Source organism: Mesorhizobium sp. ISC25, assembly GCF_042295465.1.
Classification (GTDB): Bacteria; Pseudomonadota; Alphaproteobacteria; order Rhizobiales; family Rhizobiaceae; genus Mesorhizobium.
Map to the genome: position 1 here is coordinate 1,439,237 of NZ_CP135441.1, position 16,949 is coordinate 1,456,185.

Below are 16,949 nucleotides of genomic sequence, written 5' to 3' on the forward strand. Positions count from 1 at the left end.
CTCGGGCAATACGGCGGTTCCGCAAGGCGCGGTATCCGCCGCCGCGCTGACAGATTCTAGTTGGTTTTGGGGGCAGCCGGTGCCGGCACGTCGGACTTCTGCTTGCAGCCCTTCAGCCAGATGTCATAGACGGCATGCTCGACGGCGTTGATCCCGGGGCTTTCGGCAAACATCCAGCCGGTGAAGATACGGCGTATTTTCCGGTCGAGCGTGATCTCGTCGACCTCGACGAACGAATCCGTCTTCGGCTCTTCGTTCTCCGGCCGCGAATAGCAGATGCGCGGCGTCACCTGCAAAGCGCCGAACTGCACCGTCTCGTCGATATAGACATCGAAGGTGATGATACGGCCGGTGATCTTGTCGATGCCGGCGAATTCAGCAACGGGATTGGTGATGCGCTCGGATACTGCGGGTGCTGCAGGCGCCACCGATGCGTCCGGCGCAGGCGGCGCCAATTCCTGCGCAGCAGCAAGCGCCACCATAGAAGCGAGAACGACCGCGGTTAATCCGCCCGTCAAAATTCGGCTGAACATGCTCATGCAAGGTCCGGTGGTTTGCGCCCGGGTGATTCGCTTAACGCCAAGGCTAGTTGCTGCTGTCGGATCAGCAAACAGCTAAACAGCAATTGTGGCGACAAAGGACCGCCCCCGTGGGACCGCGCCCGTGAGGACCGCGCGCGTGTCGCGCCGATCGATCACGAACCAGGCGTCCAGGCGTCGTAGTCGCCCGTCACCTGCGGACGATGCTGGTTGGTCAGCACCGAGCCTTTCGGCCGATAGGCTGCGGGGCTGCCGGTGAGGTTCGGCACATGCGGCTTTTGCCAGTCGCGTGGCTTGTAGTCTTCGCTTGGCGGCGCAACGTCAACACGGTGATGGATCCAGCCATGCCAGCCGGGCGGAATCGCCGAGGCTTCCGAATAGTCGCGGTAGATGACCCAGCGGCGGGTGCGGCCTTCCGAATCGACGCCGCCCTCATAGTAGACGTTGCCGACCTCGTCCTGCCCGACCTTCTTGCCATGCCGCCAGGTGTGGAAGCGCGTTCCCAATGTCTGGCTATTCCACCAGGTGAAAAACTGCAGAAGGAAAGTTTTCATCCAAATCCTCGTGGCAAGTCCTTGTAGCAAGTCCTCGCGGCGGCTGCGGCGGCGCCTGTTCCTGCTTATGGCGTCACGGCATTGCGAAGGCAAGGGTCTTGCCGCAACCGGCGAGCAAATGGCTGGCGGGAAAGCGAAACGTTCATGCGATTTTCGCGTCCGCCCGAAGCAGATGAAATGGGTTGTTGGCGACCTTACGCAGCGTTATTCTAGGAGTTGATGCTTCGTTGCCTCAAGGACGGCAAATGAGAGGGGCTCATGTCATCGCTGGCGGGCACGGCCGGTCGCGCATTGCCGCAGGTCGTTGAGGCGATCTACGATTCGATTGCCGACGTCGACCGCTGGCAGGCGACACTCGAGGCCATCTGCAGCCTGGCTGAAGGCCAGCTTGCCATGCTCGCCGTCATCGACACGATCAGCAGTTCCGCGCGGTTTTCGGTGTCCTGCGGCGATCCCGCAGTTCTTGAGCCGTTGAAGCATGACTACGGCTCGCAAGTGCCGTTCTATGCGGCGGTTCCCAAGATGGAGATCGACGTGCCGTTCACCGTCGATTCGATCTACGCCCTGCAAGGCCCGGATACGCGACAGAGATGGCTCGAAAGCCGCATCGTGCGCGAATGGGTGCAACCCAACCGCCTGGACGATTTCTTCTGGGTGGCGTTGATGAAGCGGCCGACCCGGATCGGCACGCTAATGGTGGTGACCGACAAGGACAGGCGCCAGATTTCCCGCGAGGATCTCGAGCTTGTCTGCCTGCTGGCGCCGCATGTGCGGCGCGCGGTGACGATCGGCGACCTGTTCGAAGCCGAGCGGCGCAAGGCCGAAATCTTCCGCTCCATCATCGAAAGCCTCGACCATCCGGTGCTGATCGTCGCCGAAGACATGACCATCATCTTCGCCAACCCGTCAGCCGAAGCGCTGCTCGCCGAAAACATTTCGGTTGCTTGCGTGCGCGGCCAGCTTTCATTCACCTATGCCAACGCCAACGCCGCAATCGGCCGTGCCGTCCAGCTCGGCACGCGCGACGAATTCGCACTCGGACCTTGCGGCATCAACATTCCTCTGGCCAAGACGGCCGTTCCGGCGGTGGCCCATGTAATGCCGCTGGCGCGGCGTGAAATCTCGGCGCGCATCTCGCAGCGCGCCGCCGCAGCAATCTTCATCGCTGCGGCCGGTTCGGCACCGATCCCGGCGCTGGACGCCATTGCGGCGCTGTTCGGACTGACCGCGGCAGAAAGGCGCGTCGCCGGTCACGTTGCCGCCGGCCTGACGCGAAAGGAAATCGCCGCGGCCGGCGGCGTCTCGGACGGCACCGTCAAGTCGCAGCTGGCGACGATCTTCGACAAGACCGGTACCGGCGATCAACGCGAGCTCGAACTCTTGATGCGCGAATTGTCGCCGCCGTTGCGCTCCAGTTGATTTGCACTGGGTTTCCTTGACCGGCAGCGGCCCAAAAGGCTCGGTCGGTAAGTTTTCCAAGCTCTTGAGACCATCGTCCGCAAAATCTGCGAAACGAAACCGGCATCGTTGCAATTCGGCCAAAATCATGGTGCGGTCGTTCGCGGTCCAGAAACGCGGCACTATGCTCGGCTGGAATGAAAATGGTTTCTGGCGCGGATCTCGATCTTTGACACCGACATCTACCGAGCGGCTGCTCCCCTACTTCTTTTTGCTTGGGTTGATCGTAATCGCGGTCGCTTTCCGGCCACTGCTGCCCGTCGACGAAACGCGATATCTCAGCGTCACCTGGGAAATGTATCTGAGCGGACAGATCTTCGTCCCGACGATGAATTTCGCGCCCTATCTGCAGAAGCCGCCGCTGCTGTTTTGGCTTATCGACCTTGTCTGGACCGTTTTCGGCGCCAGCCGGCCGGCGGCGATGTTGGTCATCTTCGCCGCCTCCTCGCTCGTCATCTGGCTGACGACGGCTTTGGCAAAGACCCTGTTTCCGGGCCGCGACGACATCGCGCGGCGCATCCCCTGGCTGGTCGCCGGAAGCAGCGTGTTCGTCATCTATTCGACGCTGATCCTGTTCGACCTGTTGCTGACGGTCTTTGTGCTCGCCGCGCTGTTGTCGCTGATTGCCTTTGCCCGGAGCGGCAACCGCTGGCAGGCCGTTCTGGCCGGGCTGTTCATCGGCATGGGCGTGCTGACGAAAGGCCCGGTGGTGCTGATCCATATCGGCGCGCCCATCCTGTTCTACCCGTTCTGGCGCGACCGGCGGGCGGGACTGGCGACACCGAACTTCCTCGCTGGAGTGGGCCTGGCATTGCTCGCCGCGCTGATTCCGGTGGCGATCTGGCTGGTGCCGGCGACGATCCTGACAAAAGGCAATTTCGTCTATGATCTCGTCTGGAACCAGTCGGCGGGGCGCGTCACCGGCAATTTGCGCAATTCGCACGGCCGGCCGTTCTATTTCTATCTGCTGCTGCTGCCGGTCATGTTCATACCGTGGATCTTCATACCCGAGGTCTGGCGGTTGAAGCTGCGCACGCGGATACGCAGCCTGATCGACGCGAAGTCGCCGGATCTGCGCGCCTTGCGCCTGCTGTCGTTCTCGTTCGTTGCGGTGTTCTTGGTGTTCAGCGCGATATCCGGCAAGCAGCCCCACTATGTCGTGCCGATGTTGCCGTTCGTGGTCATCCTGTTCGGCTATTTCATGGCGGAGATCCCGCTCGCCAGACTGAAGAGCTCGGCCGTCGTCATGCTTGTCATTTTCGGCATCGGCCACGCGGTGGCATCGGCAACCGCGTTCAAACGCTATGACCTGACGCCGCTCGCCAACTTCATCGACGAGCGAAAGGATGCGGACTGGGCCGTGGCTTTCGACTATCAAGGCGAAGTCGGCTTCCTGGCCCGGTTGCAAAGGCCGTTCGAAAGCACCGACAAACCGGAAGAATGGCTTGGTTCGCATCCCAGCGGCTATGTCATCGACAAAGTTTCCAAGGATCCCGGCACTGCAGGGCAAATCGCGTTCCGGCTTCGCGTCGAACGCGGTTATCTCGTCGTGCTGAAGGGACAGCATTGACGATCGTCACCGGTATGCGAGTTCGTCCCCCACGCGGGAGATGAAGGCGTTGCTGCTTCGTGGTTCCATCGCTCGATAGAACCGGGAGGTATTCATGTGCAAGCTTATCTCGACGATGCTTTTTGTCCTATCGCTCGCCGTGGCCGGCCTTGCCGCCGATCCGGCATGGAGCTTCAAATGTCAGTCCGGAACGATTGGGCAAGGCAGTTGCTCCTGCTCCGGGACCGCCGACTGCACCGACATGCGGCATTCCAAAATGTGCAAGGGCGACCTGAACTGCGGTTCGGGCAAATGCTCCTGCACGGCCGCACTGGTAGTCGACCCAGGCCCGAAAACCCCCAAGCCGAAGGTCGTCGCGCCGAAGGCGACAACCGAAGGCGCCGTGAAGCAGTAGCCATCCGATCCGAAAGGACGGCGGCGGCTCAACGTCGCTGGGCCCGCCCGACGTTTCGCGGTTCATCCCCCGTGCGGGCGATGAACCGCCATCGAAGAAATGCTGCTGTCTAGCCGGAGGGTGGTTTCCAACGACAGAGCGAGGATACCATGTTGAAAACCTGCACGATGCTGTTCTTCTGCCTGATGGCGGCCACCGCGGCCGCCCAGCCGCCGCCTTCGGGGCCGCCGGTTCCCAGTGCGGCACTTGCCCCATGCAACCCCACACAATCGAACAGGCCCTGCAAAGCTGAACTCGGCGTGTTCCTGATCACCAACACCGTCCGCAACCTGGCGCAGGCCAAGGTCGACGCCACCAACGCACAGCTGGCCGCCCAGGGACGATCATCGCGCGCATCGATCGAATCGCTGAAGCAATGGCGGCCGTCGCGCTTTGCGACGCAGATGCTGAACCAGCCGAACAGCTGGTTTGTCAAAGTTCCTTACATCCTGACCATCAAAGTCTCGATCCCGGTGACCTCCGACCGCCACATCGGCATTCCCATAGACGTCAACGTCTTCTGCAGCGGCTGGCAGACCGATTCCAGCCAGGTCATCATCCGCTCGCAACCCGGCCCGGCGAGCTTCGAGGGCGGCAACATCCTCGAAGACGTTTTCAACGTCGGCAATTACATCGACGCCCAGGTACGCAGCTCGTTTTCGGCACCGCTGCCGGTGACGACGCCGGTTCCGAATTCGAAATGCTCGGCCATAGACGGTTCCGATGCCGGCACGCAGGCCACCGACGATGATTTCATCTTCTGGACGGTGCCACGGCGCAACCTGGTGGTGACGGACGCCATCGCCAAGCCGACGGTTGAAGTGACCTTCGACAGCCTCACGCGCCTGTCAGCCCGCGACTTCCACAACAATGTCGTCTATGCGGAATCCGAGGCCATAAACCTCAACGTCTACGCCAATGAGGACGGCCTTCAGAAGGCGCTGACGATGCGCGAAGGCGACGTGGCTGCGCTGAACCTTCCCGCAGTACGGCTCGACGCGCGAAAATACGATTCGCTGGTCGTCATCGGCAATGTCGATCAGCCGCCGAACGACCCCAGAGACAGCGCCTTCGCAGTAGCGGCCAAGAATGCGGGATTCGGTGCCGGTTCCAAGATCATGCAGATCCCGAAGTGGTATTCGAGGCCTCCGGACCAGTTCAATCACAAGCCTACATGGATCAGAGTTCCGGGCTACGAGCTGCACTATACGGTGCGCTATCTCAACAGCGGCGGGCTGGCCGTCGACGGTGGGGCCAGTACGGTCCGGCCACCAAAAGTCGCCGTTCCGATAAAGACGCTCATCAAGCCGAAAACGCCCTGACGCGGCCGCTCGCGGATGACGGCGGCGGTTCAGACCGCTGCCGCCGTCCCCCGCGCGGCAGATGCGGAAGCGCCGGCATCATGGCCTGATCTTGCGGGAACAAACGCGCCGCTGCGCCACGAGCGAGCGGCGCCATCGATGGAGACAAGCGATGCTGCACCTTACCCACACCATGCCCGCCGCCCGGATCATTGCGGCGATCTCGCTGCTTGCCTTCCCGAACTTCCTGCCGCCGGTCACGAGCCCGGCGAACGCGCTGCCGGTAAGCCAATCCTGCAGGATCACCACGTATTACAAGACTGCGGCAAAGGCGACGGAGGTTGGCGTGCGCTCGACGTGCCAGGGCGTCAAAAAATGGGGCGTCACCTCGAAATATTACGAGGTGGAAAAAATCGAAGCCGCCACGCCCCCGCACACGTCGGGTGGCGGCGGCAGCCTGCCGTGCGAGTTTCTCGCTGCCGGCTGCTCCAACCTGCCCGTGAAACGCAACTGAGCGTCAGGCGAACGAGCTAGCCGATCGCCTTCTCCAAAACCAGCGCCGGGAGGCCTGAGGCGCCGCCGCAATCGGCCGTGTTGCCGGCGGGCAAGAACCCTCTCGCGCGGTAAAAGGCGATGGCCGGAGCATTTGCTTCCTCGACCTCGACGCGCAGCGTCCGGGCCTCCGGAAAGCTGGCCTCGATCTCGTCCAGCAGCGCCTGGCCGATGCCTTGCCTCTGCCAGGCCGGATGCACGTAAAGCTGGTTCAGCATGACGATCCCGGGATCCGTGGTGGCGGCGGCGAAGGCCATGCCGCCGATACTCTTGCCGTCGTCGGCGAGCAGGAACTCCGAGTTCGGCCGCGTCAGCCGTGCTTTGAGTGCGGCAATCGAATGCCATTCATCGGTGATTTCGGTGACCCGCGCCGCGCCGTAGATGGCGTCATAGGTGGCATGCCAGGTCTCGATCAGCAATGCGCGCACCGCCGCAAGATCGCGCTCGCTGGCGGTACGGACGAACATCCTACTCGATCCCGAGCCTGGCCTTGACCAGCTCGTTGACCGCCTGCGGATTGGCCTTGCCGCCGGTCGCCTTCATCACCTGGCCGACGAACCAGCCGGCCATGGTCGGCTTGGCGCGCGCCTGCTCGACCTTGTCCGGGTTGGCTGCGATCACCTCGTCGACCGCCTTTTCGATGGCGCCGGTATCGGTGACCTGCTTCATGCCGCGGCTTTCGACCAGCTGGCGCGGATCGCCGCCCTCGTTCCAGACGATCTCGAACAGATCCTTGGCGATCTTGCCAGAGATGGTGCCTTCCTTGATCAGGTCGATGACCGCGCCAAGCTGGTCTGGCGAAACAGGAGCGTTTTCAATATCTTTGCCGGCCTTGTTCAAGGCCCCCAGGAGGTCGTTGATGACCCAGTTGGCGGCGAGCTTGCCGTCGCGCCCGGCCGCCACCTTCTCGAAATAATCGGCAATCGCCTTTTCCGAAACCAGGATCGAGGCATCGTAGGTCGACAGGCCGAGCGAGGTGATCAGCCGCGCCTTCTTGGCGTCCGGAAGTTCCGGCAGGTCCTTTGCCAGCGCCTCGACATAGGCCTGGTCGAATTCAAGCGGCAGAAGATCGGGATCGGGGAAATAGCGATAGTCGTGCGCTTCTTCCTTGGAGCGCATCGAGCGCGTCTCGCCCTTGTTGGGGTCGAACAGCCGCGTTTCCTGTTCGATCCTGCCGCCGTCCTCGAGGATGGCAATCTGGCGGCGCGCCTCATAGTCGATGGCCTGGCCGATGAAACGGATCGAGTTGACGTTCTTGATCTCGCAGCGCGTGCCGAATTCACCGCCGGGCCGGCGTACCGAGACGTTGACGTCGGCGCGCAACGAGCCTTCGTCCATATTGCCGTCGCACGTGCCGAGATAGCGCACGATCGTGCGCAGCTTGGTGACATAGGCCTTGGCTTCATCGGCGGAGCGCATATCCGGCTTGGAGACGATCTCCATCAGCGCCACGCCGGAGCGGTTGAGATCGACATAGGACATCGTCGCATGCTGGTCGTGCATCGACTTGCCGGCATCCTGCTCAAGGTGCAGGCGCTCGATGCCGACCTCGATGTCCTCGAACTCGCCCTGCCGGTCCGGGCCGACCGAGACGATCACCTTGCCCTCGCCGACGATCGGCTGCTTGAACTGCGAGATCTGGTAGCCCTGCGGCAGATCAGGATAGAAATAGTTTTTCCTGTCGAAGACCGATTTGAAATTGATCTCAGCCTTCAGGCCCAGCCCGGTACGGATCGCCTGCTTGACGCATTCTTCGTTGATGACCGGCAGCATGCCGGGCATCGCCGCGTCGACCAGGCTGACATTGGCATTGGGCGCGGCGCCGAAAATGGTCGAGGCGCCGGAAAACAGCTTTGCCTGTGAGGTCACCTGCGCATGGACCTCGAGGCCGATGATGATCTCCCAGTCGCCGGTGGCGCCGGGAACCAGGCGCTTGGCGTCGGGCGTGCGGGTATCGATGATGCTCATAAGGGCCTGCATATTGAAATTGCGGATATGCGAGAACGCATATTTCGATGTGCAACTTCGCTAGTGCAAACCGCCAAAAGAGACAAGCGCAAAGCCGCAGGCGCCGACGCGGCACAGGCCCGCACCTGCCGGGATGGACTGCTATAGCGGCTTGAAAAGATTCAATGGCCGGCAACCCGGCCGCCGTCGCCTCACGCCGTGGCGATATAGGCCCTGATCTCCTCGGCCTCGCGCTCGACATCCTCGATGCGCCGCTTGACCACGTCGCCGATCGACACGATGCCGTCGAGCAGCCCGTTCTTTTCCACCGGCAGATGGCGAAAGCGCCCCTTGGTCATGATCTCCATGACCTCGTTGACGGTGTGGTTCTCATTGCAGATCTTCACCTTGGGCGTCATCGCCGAGCGGATGGCAAGGTCGAGCGCCGCCGCCCCCTCTTTGGCGAGAACCCGCACCACATCGCGCTCGGAAAGAATGCCGACGATCTTGTGGTCGCCGTTGGTGATGACCAGCGCGCCGATCCTGTGTTCGGAAAGCATGCGGATGGCTTCGCTGAGCTTTTCGTTCGGCCCGAGCGTCACCACGTCGTGGCCTTTTGCCTCGAGAATTGCCTTAACAGTCATGGCGTCCTCCTCTGCATTTCCTTGCCGGCTCCTGCCCTGGCCGGCTTTCCCTGGGATGAACATGGTGCGCCGCGATCGGTTGCTTTTCAAGTGCGGAGGTCTCAGGTCTCCGGCTCGTCCGCCTTCCGGGGCACCTGCCCTTGCCGATCAAAAAACCGCAGGCCGAAGAAGCCGGCAAGAAAGCCGCCAATATGGGCTTCCCAGGCGATCTGGCCGTCAATGCCGGGCGCCAGGCCGAAGAGGCCGGTCGCGAGGTTGATCACCATCCACATGGCGAGAAAGGTGACGACGCCGCGCGAGCGCAGCACTGCCGCCATCGGCAAAGGCTGGCCGGCGAAGGCGGCCTTGCCCGACGAGCGGTCGATCCGGAAGCCGTAGCGTGCCGCCGCGCCCATCATGCCGGAAATTGCGCCGGAGGCGCCGACCAGCGGCGCCTCGCCAAGCGGATGCATGGCCCAGAACAATGCCACCGCCGCCAATCCGGTCGCGGCGAAGAACAGGCCGAAGCGCAGCGCGCCGAAGCGGTTGGCCAGCGGTGAGCCGAACGCCGCGAGCCACACCATGTTGATGGCAAGATGGGCAAAGCCGCCATGCAGGAAGGCATACGTAAAGGGCCGAGAAAACAGGAACCAGTCGAAGCCGTATTGGCCAGTATAGAGAACAGGAATGAAGGCCCCGTCGTACAATAGTGTCAGCTGCTGGTCTTGGCTAAGCACATACTGCTGCATCAGAAAGACGACGACGCAGATGCCGATCACCGCCAGCACGACGGGCGGCAGGTTGAACACCGGTTCGCGGCGCTCCGGTTCGCGGGCGACAGGCCCACCCTGGCCCCGCTCGATCTCCGACGGGCTTTCTGGATCGCTCATATGGCTTGCACTCAGTCGCTGGATTGGACTTCGCGAGCATGTAGATCACGGCCAACCGAATCACAAACGACGAATCAGCAGCCCCGAATCAAAAAAGAAGCCGTCCAAGGTTTCCCTTGAACGGCTGGTCGAGCCCCCTTGCTCCCCCGAACTCTTGACTGAAGTGCTGCCGATCGTCGCAAAACGACCGCTTCTGGAGTGGTTTTGGTGTGCCACAGGCCTGGCAGGCACGCAACGTAAACCAGTTGTTAACCTTAACCGCCCCGACCCGTGAACAAGTATTAACGATGCTGGCACGCATCCTGCTCCGCAACGCATGTAGGTCTTCGGAGGGCGCCCTTCTGTTCACCGATGGGACATCAGAAGACAGAATGCGCGGAGCAGCATTAGCATGAACCAGACCGGATCGATCACGCTGTTCCATTATTGGAACCGGTTGCGTGACGGACGCCCTGCCCCGAAGCGCTCGGAAGTCGAACCGGCCGACATCAAGTCGCTGCTGGCCGACACGTTCATCCTGGAAAAGGACACGCGCGGCGAAGCGGTGTTCCGGCTCGCCGGCACCAGGCTCTGCGCGGTCTATGGCCGCGAACTCAAGGGGTTTTCATTCCCTTCGCTGTGGCGCGAGAAGGACCAGCGACTGATTTCGAAGCTGACCGATGGCGTCTTCGACCTGAAATCTGTGGCCCTCATTACCTATGAGGGTTTCAGCCGCAATGGTCGCTCCAACAGGTTCGAGCTGCTCGCGCTGCCGCTCGACGGCGGGGTCGAGAGCCCGCGCTGCCTCGGCGTGATAAGCGCCGTCGAAAAGCCCTTCTGGCTGGGCGCCGACCCGGTCCTCGACGCGTTGATCGATTCGATCCGTGTCGTCGATCCCGACAAGGAGCCGATGTTCCTGAAGAACCGGCCGGCGATAGAGGTTCCCTCGCTCGCCCCGTCGGAATTCGACCCGCCCGAGACGATTTCGGCGCTCGGCCAGGCCCGCCGCATCCGTCACCTGGTCGTCTTCGACGGCGGACGCGAGGAATGATGCCCAAAGCTTAAAGCAACAGCGCCGGGCTTTCCCCTTTGTTAACCTGCTTTGTTGTAGTTTTCCGCTGAAATTCCCCGCATCCATGCGCGGAATGCCGAACGGGGTATGGCAGTGATGAGGTCAGCGGCGGTCGACCATGCGCCGTCCCAAGCTGAAAGGCGTAACTTTCAGCGTGTCCGCGTGAAGATTTACGGACGCTTCATGCTGGAGGACCGCACCGAACATCCCTGCCAGGTGGTCGACATGTCGCCCGGCAACGTTGCGCTGCGCACCGAGCGCGCCGGCCTGGCTGGCGAAAAGGTCATTGCCTATATCGATCACATCGGCCGCATCGAAGGCGTCATCACCCGCACCCTGCAGGATGGCTTTGCGATGACCGTCATCGCGTCGGACCGCAAGAGGGACAAGCTGGCCGCGCAACTGACCTGGCTTGCCAACAAGCACGAGCTCGACCTGCCGGAAGACCGCCGCCATGAGCGCGTCGCGCCACGCAACCCGACGAGCGTGCTGCAGCTTGCCGACGGACGGCAGTACCAGTGCCGCATCATCGACCTGTCGCTGTCTGGCGCGGCGATCGAGATCGACGTCAAGCCGGCCATCGGCGTCCAGGTGACGCTGGGCACCATGCGCGGCCAGGTGGTGCGCCATTTCGAAGATGGCGTCGCCATCGAGTTCGCCGTCATCCAGCGGCCGGAAACGCTCGATACCGAACTCAGCTCGTCCTGACAGCCAAAAACGAAACGGTCCGTTTTTTGAAGGCAAATCGCGTCAAGCAATGATGGGGTGATACTGCAGCAGGCGCCGTCGGCGAAACTGTCGATCTCCCCCCTTGCGGGGGAGATGCCCGGCAGGGCAGAGGGGGTGCTGTCCCTCCGACCTGTCAACCAATTTTTAGCCGCGTCCTCAAGCTGCTTCCGGTTGGGATGGATACAGTCGATAGTTGGCGATCCTTCCCACCCCCCTCTGTCCTGCCGGACATCTCCCCCGCAAGGGGGGAGATTGGATGCCGCTTCGACTTTCGCCAACCACCAGCGAACCGCGGGGCGCAAGAGGAGCACAAGCCTGAAGCGATTGCCGCGCCGTTGCAGTCGGTCACTTGTCGATCCGCGCGGAGGTCGCACCCAATTAACAATTCTATACTCAATTGCATCAAATTTTATGTTTATTCTATTGGGGTTTTACTTAATGTCTACTTCGCGCTTTTGCGTCAAATAAATCCAGCCCTGTCATTGTCTCCTCAAAAGGGGAGACTGAATAATGAACAGGATGAGGGGCAAGCTGTTGCTGGCGGCAATAGCGATGCAGCTTTTCGGCTGGGGGATTGCAAGCGCGGCGGAGCCGGCCTTCATGCATACCGGCGGCCGCACCACGCAGCCAGTCGGTCACTACGAATTGTGCCAGCAGCTTCCGCAGGAATGCAATCAGAGGACGCCTGGCCGGGCACCGGTCGAACTCACCCGCAAGCTGTGGGCAACGATCGTCAAGATCAACAATTCGGTCAACAGCAAGGTCGCGCCGCGCACCGACATGGAAATGTGGGGCAAGGAGGAAGTCTGGTCCTTCCCCAATAGCGGCTTCGGCGACTGCGAGGACTATGCGCTGGAAAAGCGCCGCGAGCTGATGAGCATCGGCGTGCCGGCCGGCGATCTGCTGATGACGGTGGTGCGCCAGCGCAATGGCGACGGCCATGCGGTGCTGACCGTGCGCACCAGCCTCGGCGAGTTCATCCTCGACAATCTCCAGCCCAAGGTGCTGTCCTGGACCAATACCAGTTACACCTACCTGAAGCGCCAGTCCGACCGCAATTCCGGCGCCTGGGTTACGATCAACGACGGCCGCTCCGACGCGGTCGCCAGCGTCCGCTGAGGACGCGACGCAAAACCCGGTCGAGTCCCCACCCTCCCCGTCCCCAACGACCGGGTTTAAGGAGCCGGCCCCGTCCCCGGGCCGGCTCCACCATTTCCGGCGGAACACATCTCGATACAGTTATCTCGGCTTTGCCTCCAACTGCGCTTCGTCATCCAAGCTGTCGCACGACCGTTTGTGCGATACCTAGCTGTCGTTCGCCGTCGAAACGCTGTTACTTGCCCCTGATACGGAACGCGTCGACAAAGGCGGAAAACGCCGGAGAGGGATGGCGTCGGCTTGGATAGTACAGGTGGTAACCCTGGAACGTCGGGCACCATTTGGTCAGGACTTCCTGGAGAAGGCCACTCTCAATGTGTGGAAGGACGAGTTCGCGCGGTAGATAGGCCAAGCCCACACCGTCAAGCGCGGCCTGGATCGCCGGCCCCATGTTGTTAAGCGTCAGTTGTCCCTCGACCCGAGCGCTGAACTCGCGCGCGCCTTCCCGCAATTCCCACGCATAGACCGATCCTGACGTCGGCAGCCTGTAATTGATGCAGTTATGGTCGGTCAGCTCCTGCGGTGTCTCCGGCGGTGACCGGTGGGCGAAGTAGTGGGGTGAGCCGACGACAGTGTAGGTCACGTCGGCTCCGATGCGCACGGCTACCATATCTCGGGCAATGGACTCGCCCAGCCGCACACCGGCATCGAACTGGCGCTCGACGATGTTGGTGAAGGCATTATCGACCACCAGCTCGACCTTGATATCAGGGAAGTCGCTCAGGAACTTTGGCAGCCGGGCGCGGAAGACAATGTCGATCGAATCGTCGGTGCACACCAGGCGAATGTTGCCGGACGGCCTGTCGCGCAGGACGCCGAGAGCGCTGACCTCAGCCGCGATCCCTTCGAAATGCGGTTCGATGCCTTCCTTGAGGCGTTGACCGGCCGCCGTCGGGGCCACGTCACGCGTGGTGCGAGACAAAAGACGGACGCCAAGCCGCGACTCCAGCGACTTGATGGTGTGGCTAAGAGCCGAAGGAGTGACCCCGAGCTTGGCGGCTGCTCGGGTGAAGCTCCGCGTCCGGGTGATCTCCAGGAACGCGCGCATTTCGGCGAACTCGTCGCGTGGCATTGATGAGCCTCATTCACAACCACATCAAAATTATACCCGCTAGTCGCATTTGGCCAGCCCGACTACTTAGTTCGGGAACGGACAGGAGACTGCCTTATGACCATCGATTTCGCACTGGACGAGGCCGCCGCAGCTGACAGCACGACGACCCCATGGCCTGCGGTGGTCTGCCTGTCGCTGCTGACCTTCCTTCTGGTTGGACTGGAGTTCCTGCCGGTGAGCCTGCTCACCCCGATCGCTCAGGATCTGGCCGTCTCCGAGGGTCGGGCCGGCCAGGCAATCGCGGTATCCGGATTCTTCGCCGTGGTTACCAGCCTCTTCGGCAACTCGCTCTTGCGAAACGTCGATCGACGGACGGTGGTTCTGCTCTATACGGCAGTGCTGGCGGTATCGAGCCTGGCGGTGGCGCTTGCTCCCAACTTCCTGGTCTTCCTGGCCGGGCGGGCGCTGGTCGGCATCGCGATCGGCGGTTTCTGGTCACTGTCGACGGCCATTCTGGCCCGCCTGGCCGCGGGACCCGACCTGCCTAAGGCCATTGCCTTGCTCCAGGGTGGCACTGCCTTCGCATTGGTGATCGCCGCGCCCGTCGGCAGCTTCCTCGGATCGCTGATCGGATGGCGGGGAACCTTTTTCGTCACTGTCCCCATCGGCCTTGCGGCGCTCGTGTGGCAGTTGGCCGTTCTCCCGAAGATGCCACCGATGGAGGCCGCCTCGGTGTCGAGCATGTTCGGCCTGCTGCGGAATCGCAGATTCGCCATCGGCATGGGCGCGACCGGGCTCGCTTTCATCGGGCAGAACGCGCTCTCGATCTACCTGCGGCCGTTTCTGGAAAACGTGACGGGCCTCGAGGTGAACACCCTCTCAATGGCTCTGTTAGGCGTCGGCCTCGGTGGCGTGGCGGGACTGTCGATCATCGGCTTCATACTCCGGCGGCACCTCACAGCCGTGCTGATCGGGCTGCCGAGTGCACTCGCGGTCTTCGCTCTACTGCTGATTGCCTTTGGACCGTTTGCACGCGCGACGGCCGCCCTGCTGGTTCTTTGGGGACTGTTCGCGACCCCGATCCCGGTGGCGTGGAACACCTGGATGACCACCCTCATCCCTGAAGACCTGGAGGCCGGGGGCGGACTCCAGGTCGCCCTGATCCAGTTCGCGATCGCGGGCGGCGCTATCGCGGGAGGCCTGCTGTTCGATGTGGCCGGCTGGTGGAGCGCCTTCCTTCTCGCCGCCGTCCTGCTCACGGGCTCGGCCTTGCTCGCCGCCTCGGCCGGCCCCCGCACCTGAACTCTTTCAATTCTTGTCTAGGAGAATCTCATGTCTGAAGGAATCGAGAACAAGGTCGTCGTCATCACCGGTGCCAGCAGCGGCCTCGGTGAAGCGACGGCGCGCCATCTTGCCGCGCGAGGCGCTTCCGTAGTCCTGGGTGCACGGCGGTCACACCGCATCGACGCCCTTGTCCAGGAACTGACCGCCGCTGGGCACAATGCCAAGGCCGTCACCACGGACGTCACCGACAGCGACCAGGTCCAGCATCTGGTGAACACGGCGGTCCGGGAATTCGGCCGTATCGACGTGATGCTGAACAATGCGGGCCTCATGCCGTTGGCCCCGCTCGAACGGCTCAAGGTCGACGAATGGGACCGCATGATTGACGTCAACATCAAGGGCGTCCTTTACGGCATCGCGGCCGCACTTCCGTACATGAAGGAACAGCGATCGGGGCACATTATAAATGTCTCGTCCGTCTACGGCCATGTGGTCGACCCGGGTGCGGCAGTCTATTGCGCCACCAAGTTCGCCGTGCGTGCGCTGTCCGAGGGTCTGCGGAAAGAGGTGAAACCCTACAATATCCGCACCACGATGATCTCGCCGGGCGCTGTCAGCACAGAATTGCTCGAGCATATCAGCGAGAAGGATATCCAGCAGGGCACCAGGGACTTCGTGAGCAAGATCGCCGTGGGGCCAGATACGTTTGCCCGCACGGTCGCCTTCGCGATCAACGAGCCCGAGGACGTCGATATCAACGAGATCTTGTTCCGGCCGACCGCCCAGCCGGTTTGACTTGGAAGGAGCTATGCTTTCGGCATCCCAAGGCCGGCTCCGTTATTTCATGAGCATCGCCGATTGTTCTTCCTTCAGTCCCGCCCTGAACCGCCTGCCGTTGGCCACATAATGCGCGGCCGAGGCGCGCAGCCTGGCGATTGCGGCCTCGTCGAGCATCCTGACGACGCGCGCGGGCGAGCCGACGATCAGCGAATTGTCGGGAAATTTCTTGCCTTCGGTGACCAGCGCACCGGCGCCGACCATCGAGTTGTTGCCGATCTTCGCGCCGTTCAGCACGATGGCGCCCATGCCGATCAGGCTGTTGTCGCCGATCGTGCAGCCATGCAGCAGGGCACGGTGGCCGATCGTGCAGCCTTGGCCGACGGTCAGCGGAAAGCCGGCGTCGGTGTGCATGATTGTGTGCTCCTGCACGTTTGTGTCGGCGCCGATGACGATCGGCTCGTCGTCGCCGCGGACGATGACGCCGAACCAGAAGCCGGCATTGCGGCCGATTCTGATATTGCCGATCAGAGTGGCGTCGGGCGCGATCCAGTTGCTGTCGGCGTCCTCGAAGGCGGGCGCTTTTCCGTCAATCGCGTAGATCGGCATCGCTGTCTCCAGATCGTCTCACACCGACAAGCCGCCAGACCCTAGAAGCGAAGCCGCCCACGACGCAATGGCGATCACCACCATGCCCAGCGCCAGCGCCCAGATGGTCGCCGTACAGCCGCAGGAGATCAGCCCCAGCACCGAGATGCGACGCTCGCGCCAGGCGTCCAGCGCCTCGTTGGCGAACATCAGCGGCCCGGCGCAAGCCGTCGCGGCGAGCGAGCGCAACATGTGCTTCGACGATACATAGGGCTGGACGAAGGCAAGCTTGCGGCCGGCGATCAGCTCCATAGCCGATCCGGCCAGGCCGCAAGCCGTCAGCCCAGCCATAAAACTGAATATGATTTGTTCGACCGGACCCATCTTTACCCTCCGTTTACCATGAAATCGCACAGTCGCCTGCAAAAGCTGCGAAGCAAG

At 62.3% G+C, this 16,949-nt stretch carries 19 protein-coding genes; 10 read left to right on the plus strand and 9 right to left on the minus strand.

From position 1 onward, the window contains the following. Window positions 1–56 precede the first annotated feature (56 nt). Both RQ479_RS07205 and RQ479_RS07210 read right to left on the minus strand, forming a co-directional pair. Complete coding sequence (locus RQ479_RS07205) at window positions 57–539, minus strand: DUF2155 domain-containing protein (protein WP_352451095.1); 483 nt, start codon at window positions 537–539, stop codon at window positions 57–59. Window positions 540–694: 155 nt separating this feature from the next. Then, window positions 695–1,093, minus strand: coding sequence for an NADH:ubiquinone oxidoreductase subunit NDUFA12 (locus RQ479_RS07210; RefSeq protein ID WP_023674818.1), 399 nt, complete (start codon window positions 1,091–1,093; stop codon window positions 695–697). Window positions 1,094–1,351: 258 nt separating this feature from the next. Here RQ479_RS07210 and RQ479_RS07215 point away from each other — a divergent pair, with 258 nt between their 5' ends. From RQ479_RS07215 to RQ479_RS07235, 5 genes are all read left to right on the plus strand, one after another. Beyond that, a complete protein-coding gene (locus tag RQ479_RS07215) occupies window positions 1,352–2,512 on the plus strand; it encodes a LuxR C-terminal-related transcriptional regulator (RefSeq protein WP_352720759.1) in 1,161 nt (386 codons plus the stop codon). Window positions 2,513–2,720: 208 nt separating this feature from the next. Next, window positions 2,721–4,121, plus strand: a complete 1,401-nt coding sequence (locus tag RQ479_RS07220; RefSeq protein WP_376704572.1) for an ArnT family glycosyltransferase — start codon at window positions 2,721–2,723, stop codon at window positions 4,119–4,121. 94 nt (window positions 4,122–4,215) lie between these two features. Continuing rightward, window positions 4,216–4,515, plus strand: a complete 300-nt coding sequence (locus RQ479_RS07225) for a hypothetical protein (protein ID WP_352720755.1) — start codon at window positions 4,216–4,218, stop codon at window positions 4,513–4,515. Between the two features lie 149 nt (window positions 4,516–4,664). Continuing rightward, complete coding sequence (locus RQ479_RS07230) at window positions 4,665–5,876, plus strand: hypothetical protein (RefSeq protein ID WP_376704573.1); 1,212 nt, start codon at window positions 4,665–4,667, stop codon at window positions 5,874–5,876. A gap of 151 nt (window positions 5,877–6,027) precedes the next feature. Next, on the plus strand, window positions 6,028–6,369 hold the full coding sequence (locus tag RQ479_RS07235; RefSeq protein WP_376704574.1) for a hypothetical protein: 342 nt from the start codon (window positions 6,028–6,030) through the stop codon (window positions 6,367–6,369). Window positions 6,370–6,385: 16 nt separating this feature from the next. On the opposite strand, the gene RQ479_RS07240 is transcribed toward RQ479_RS07235, so the two are convergent. From RQ479_RS07240 to RQ479_RS07255, 4 genes are all read right to left on the minus strand, one after another. After that, window positions 6,386–6,874: a GNAT family N-acetyltransferase gene (locus tag RQ479_RS07240; RefSeq protein WP_376704575.1), complete on the minus strand. Its 489-nt coding sequence runs from the start codon at window positions 6,872–6,874 to the stop codon at window positions 6,386–6,388. A gap of 1 nt (window position 6,875) precedes the next feature. Further along, window positions 6,876–8,375, minus strand: a complete 1,500-nt coding sequence (gene gatB / locus RQ479_RS07245) for an Asp-tRNA(Asn)/Glu-tRNA(Gln) amidotransferase subunit GatB (RefSeq protein ID WP_376704576.1) — start codon at window positions 8,373–8,375, stop codon at window positions 6,876–6,878. 191 nt (window positions 8,376–8,566) lie between these two features. After that, window positions 8,567–8,998, minus strand: a complete 432-nt coding sequence (locus RQ479_RS07250) for a CBS domain-containing protein (protein ID WP_023717464.1) — start codon at window positions 8,996–8,998, stop codon at window positions 8,567–8,569. Window positions 8,999–9,099: 101 nt separating this feature from the next. Then, window positions 9,100–9,867, minus strand: coding sequence for a rhomboid family intramembrane serine protease (locus RQ479_RS07255; RefSeq protein ID WP_376704577.1), 768 nt, complete (start codon window positions 9,865–9,867; stop codon window positions 9,100–9,102). Window positions 9,868–10,258: 391 nt separating this feature from the next. Here RQ479_RS07255 and RQ479_RS07260 point away from each other — a divergent pair, with 391 nt between their 5' ends. From RQ479_RS07260 to RQ479_RS07270, 3 genes are all read left to right on the plus strand, one after another. Then, on the plus strand, window positions 10,259–10,897 hold the full coding sequence (locus tag RQ479_RS07260; protein WP_352467332.1) for a PAS domain-containing protein: 639 nt from the start codon (window positions 10,259–10,261) through the stop codon (window positions 10,895–10,897). Window positions 10,898–11,014: 117 nt separating this feature from the next. Then, complete coding sequence (locus tag RQ479_RS07265) at window positions 11,015–11,626, plus strand: PilZ domain-containing protein (protein WP_352467331.1); 612 nt, start codon at window positions 11,015–11,017, stop codon at window positions 11,624–11,626. A 540-nt stretch (window positions 11,627–12,166) separates the two neighbouring features. Then, window positions 12,167–12,766 carry a transglutaminase-like cysteine peptidase gene (locus RQ479_RS07270; protein ID WP_376705883.1) on the plus strand — a complete coding sequence of 200 codons (600 nt, stop codon included), beginning with the start codon at window positions 12,167–12,169 and terminating at the stop codon, window positions 12,764–12,766. Window positions 12,767–12,980: 214 nt separating this feature from the next. Here the strand turns inward: RQ479_RS07270 and RQ479_RS07275 are convergent, their stop codons facing one another. Beyond that, window positions 12,981–13,877: a LysR family transcriptional regulator gene (locus RQ479_RS07275; RefSeq protein ID WP_376704578.1), complete on the minus strand. Its 897-nt coding sequence runs from the start codon at window positions 13,875–13,877 to the stop codon at window positions 12,981–12,983. 96 nt (window positions 13,878–13,973) lie between these two features. On the opposite strand from RQ479_RS07275, the gene RQ479_RS07280 reads away from it, so the two are divergent. Then, window positions 13,974–15,161: an MFS transporter gene (locus RQ479_RS07280; protein ID WP_376704579.1), complete on the plus strand. Its 1,188-nt coding sequence runs from the start codon at window positions 13,974–13,976 to the stop codon at window positions 15,159–15,161. A gap of 30 nt (window positions 15,162–15,191) precedes the next feature. After that, a complete protein-coding gene (locus RQ479_RS07285; RefSeq protein ID WP_376704580.1) occupies window positions 15,192–15,938 on the plus strand; it encodes an SDR family oxidoreductase in 747 nt (248 codons plus the stop codon). A 42-nt stretch (window positions 15,939–15,980) separates the two neighbouring features. On the opposite strand, the gene RQ479_RS07290 is transcribed toward RQ479_RS07285, so the two are convergent. Beyond that, a complete protein-coding gene (locus tag RQ479_RS07290) occupies window positions 15,981–16,529 on the minus strand; it encodes a gamma carbonic anhydrase family protein (RefSeq protein ID WP_352467326.1) in 549 nt (182 codons plus the stop codon). Window positions 16,530–16,547: 18 nt separating this feature from the next. Then, on the minus strand, window positions 16,548–16,892 hold the full coding sequence (locus RQ479_RS07295) for a DUF6949 family protein (RefSeq protein WP_376704581.1): 345 nt from the start codon (window positions 16,890–16,892) through the stop codon (window positions 16,548–16,550). Window positions 16,893–16,949 lie beyond the last annotated feature (57 nt).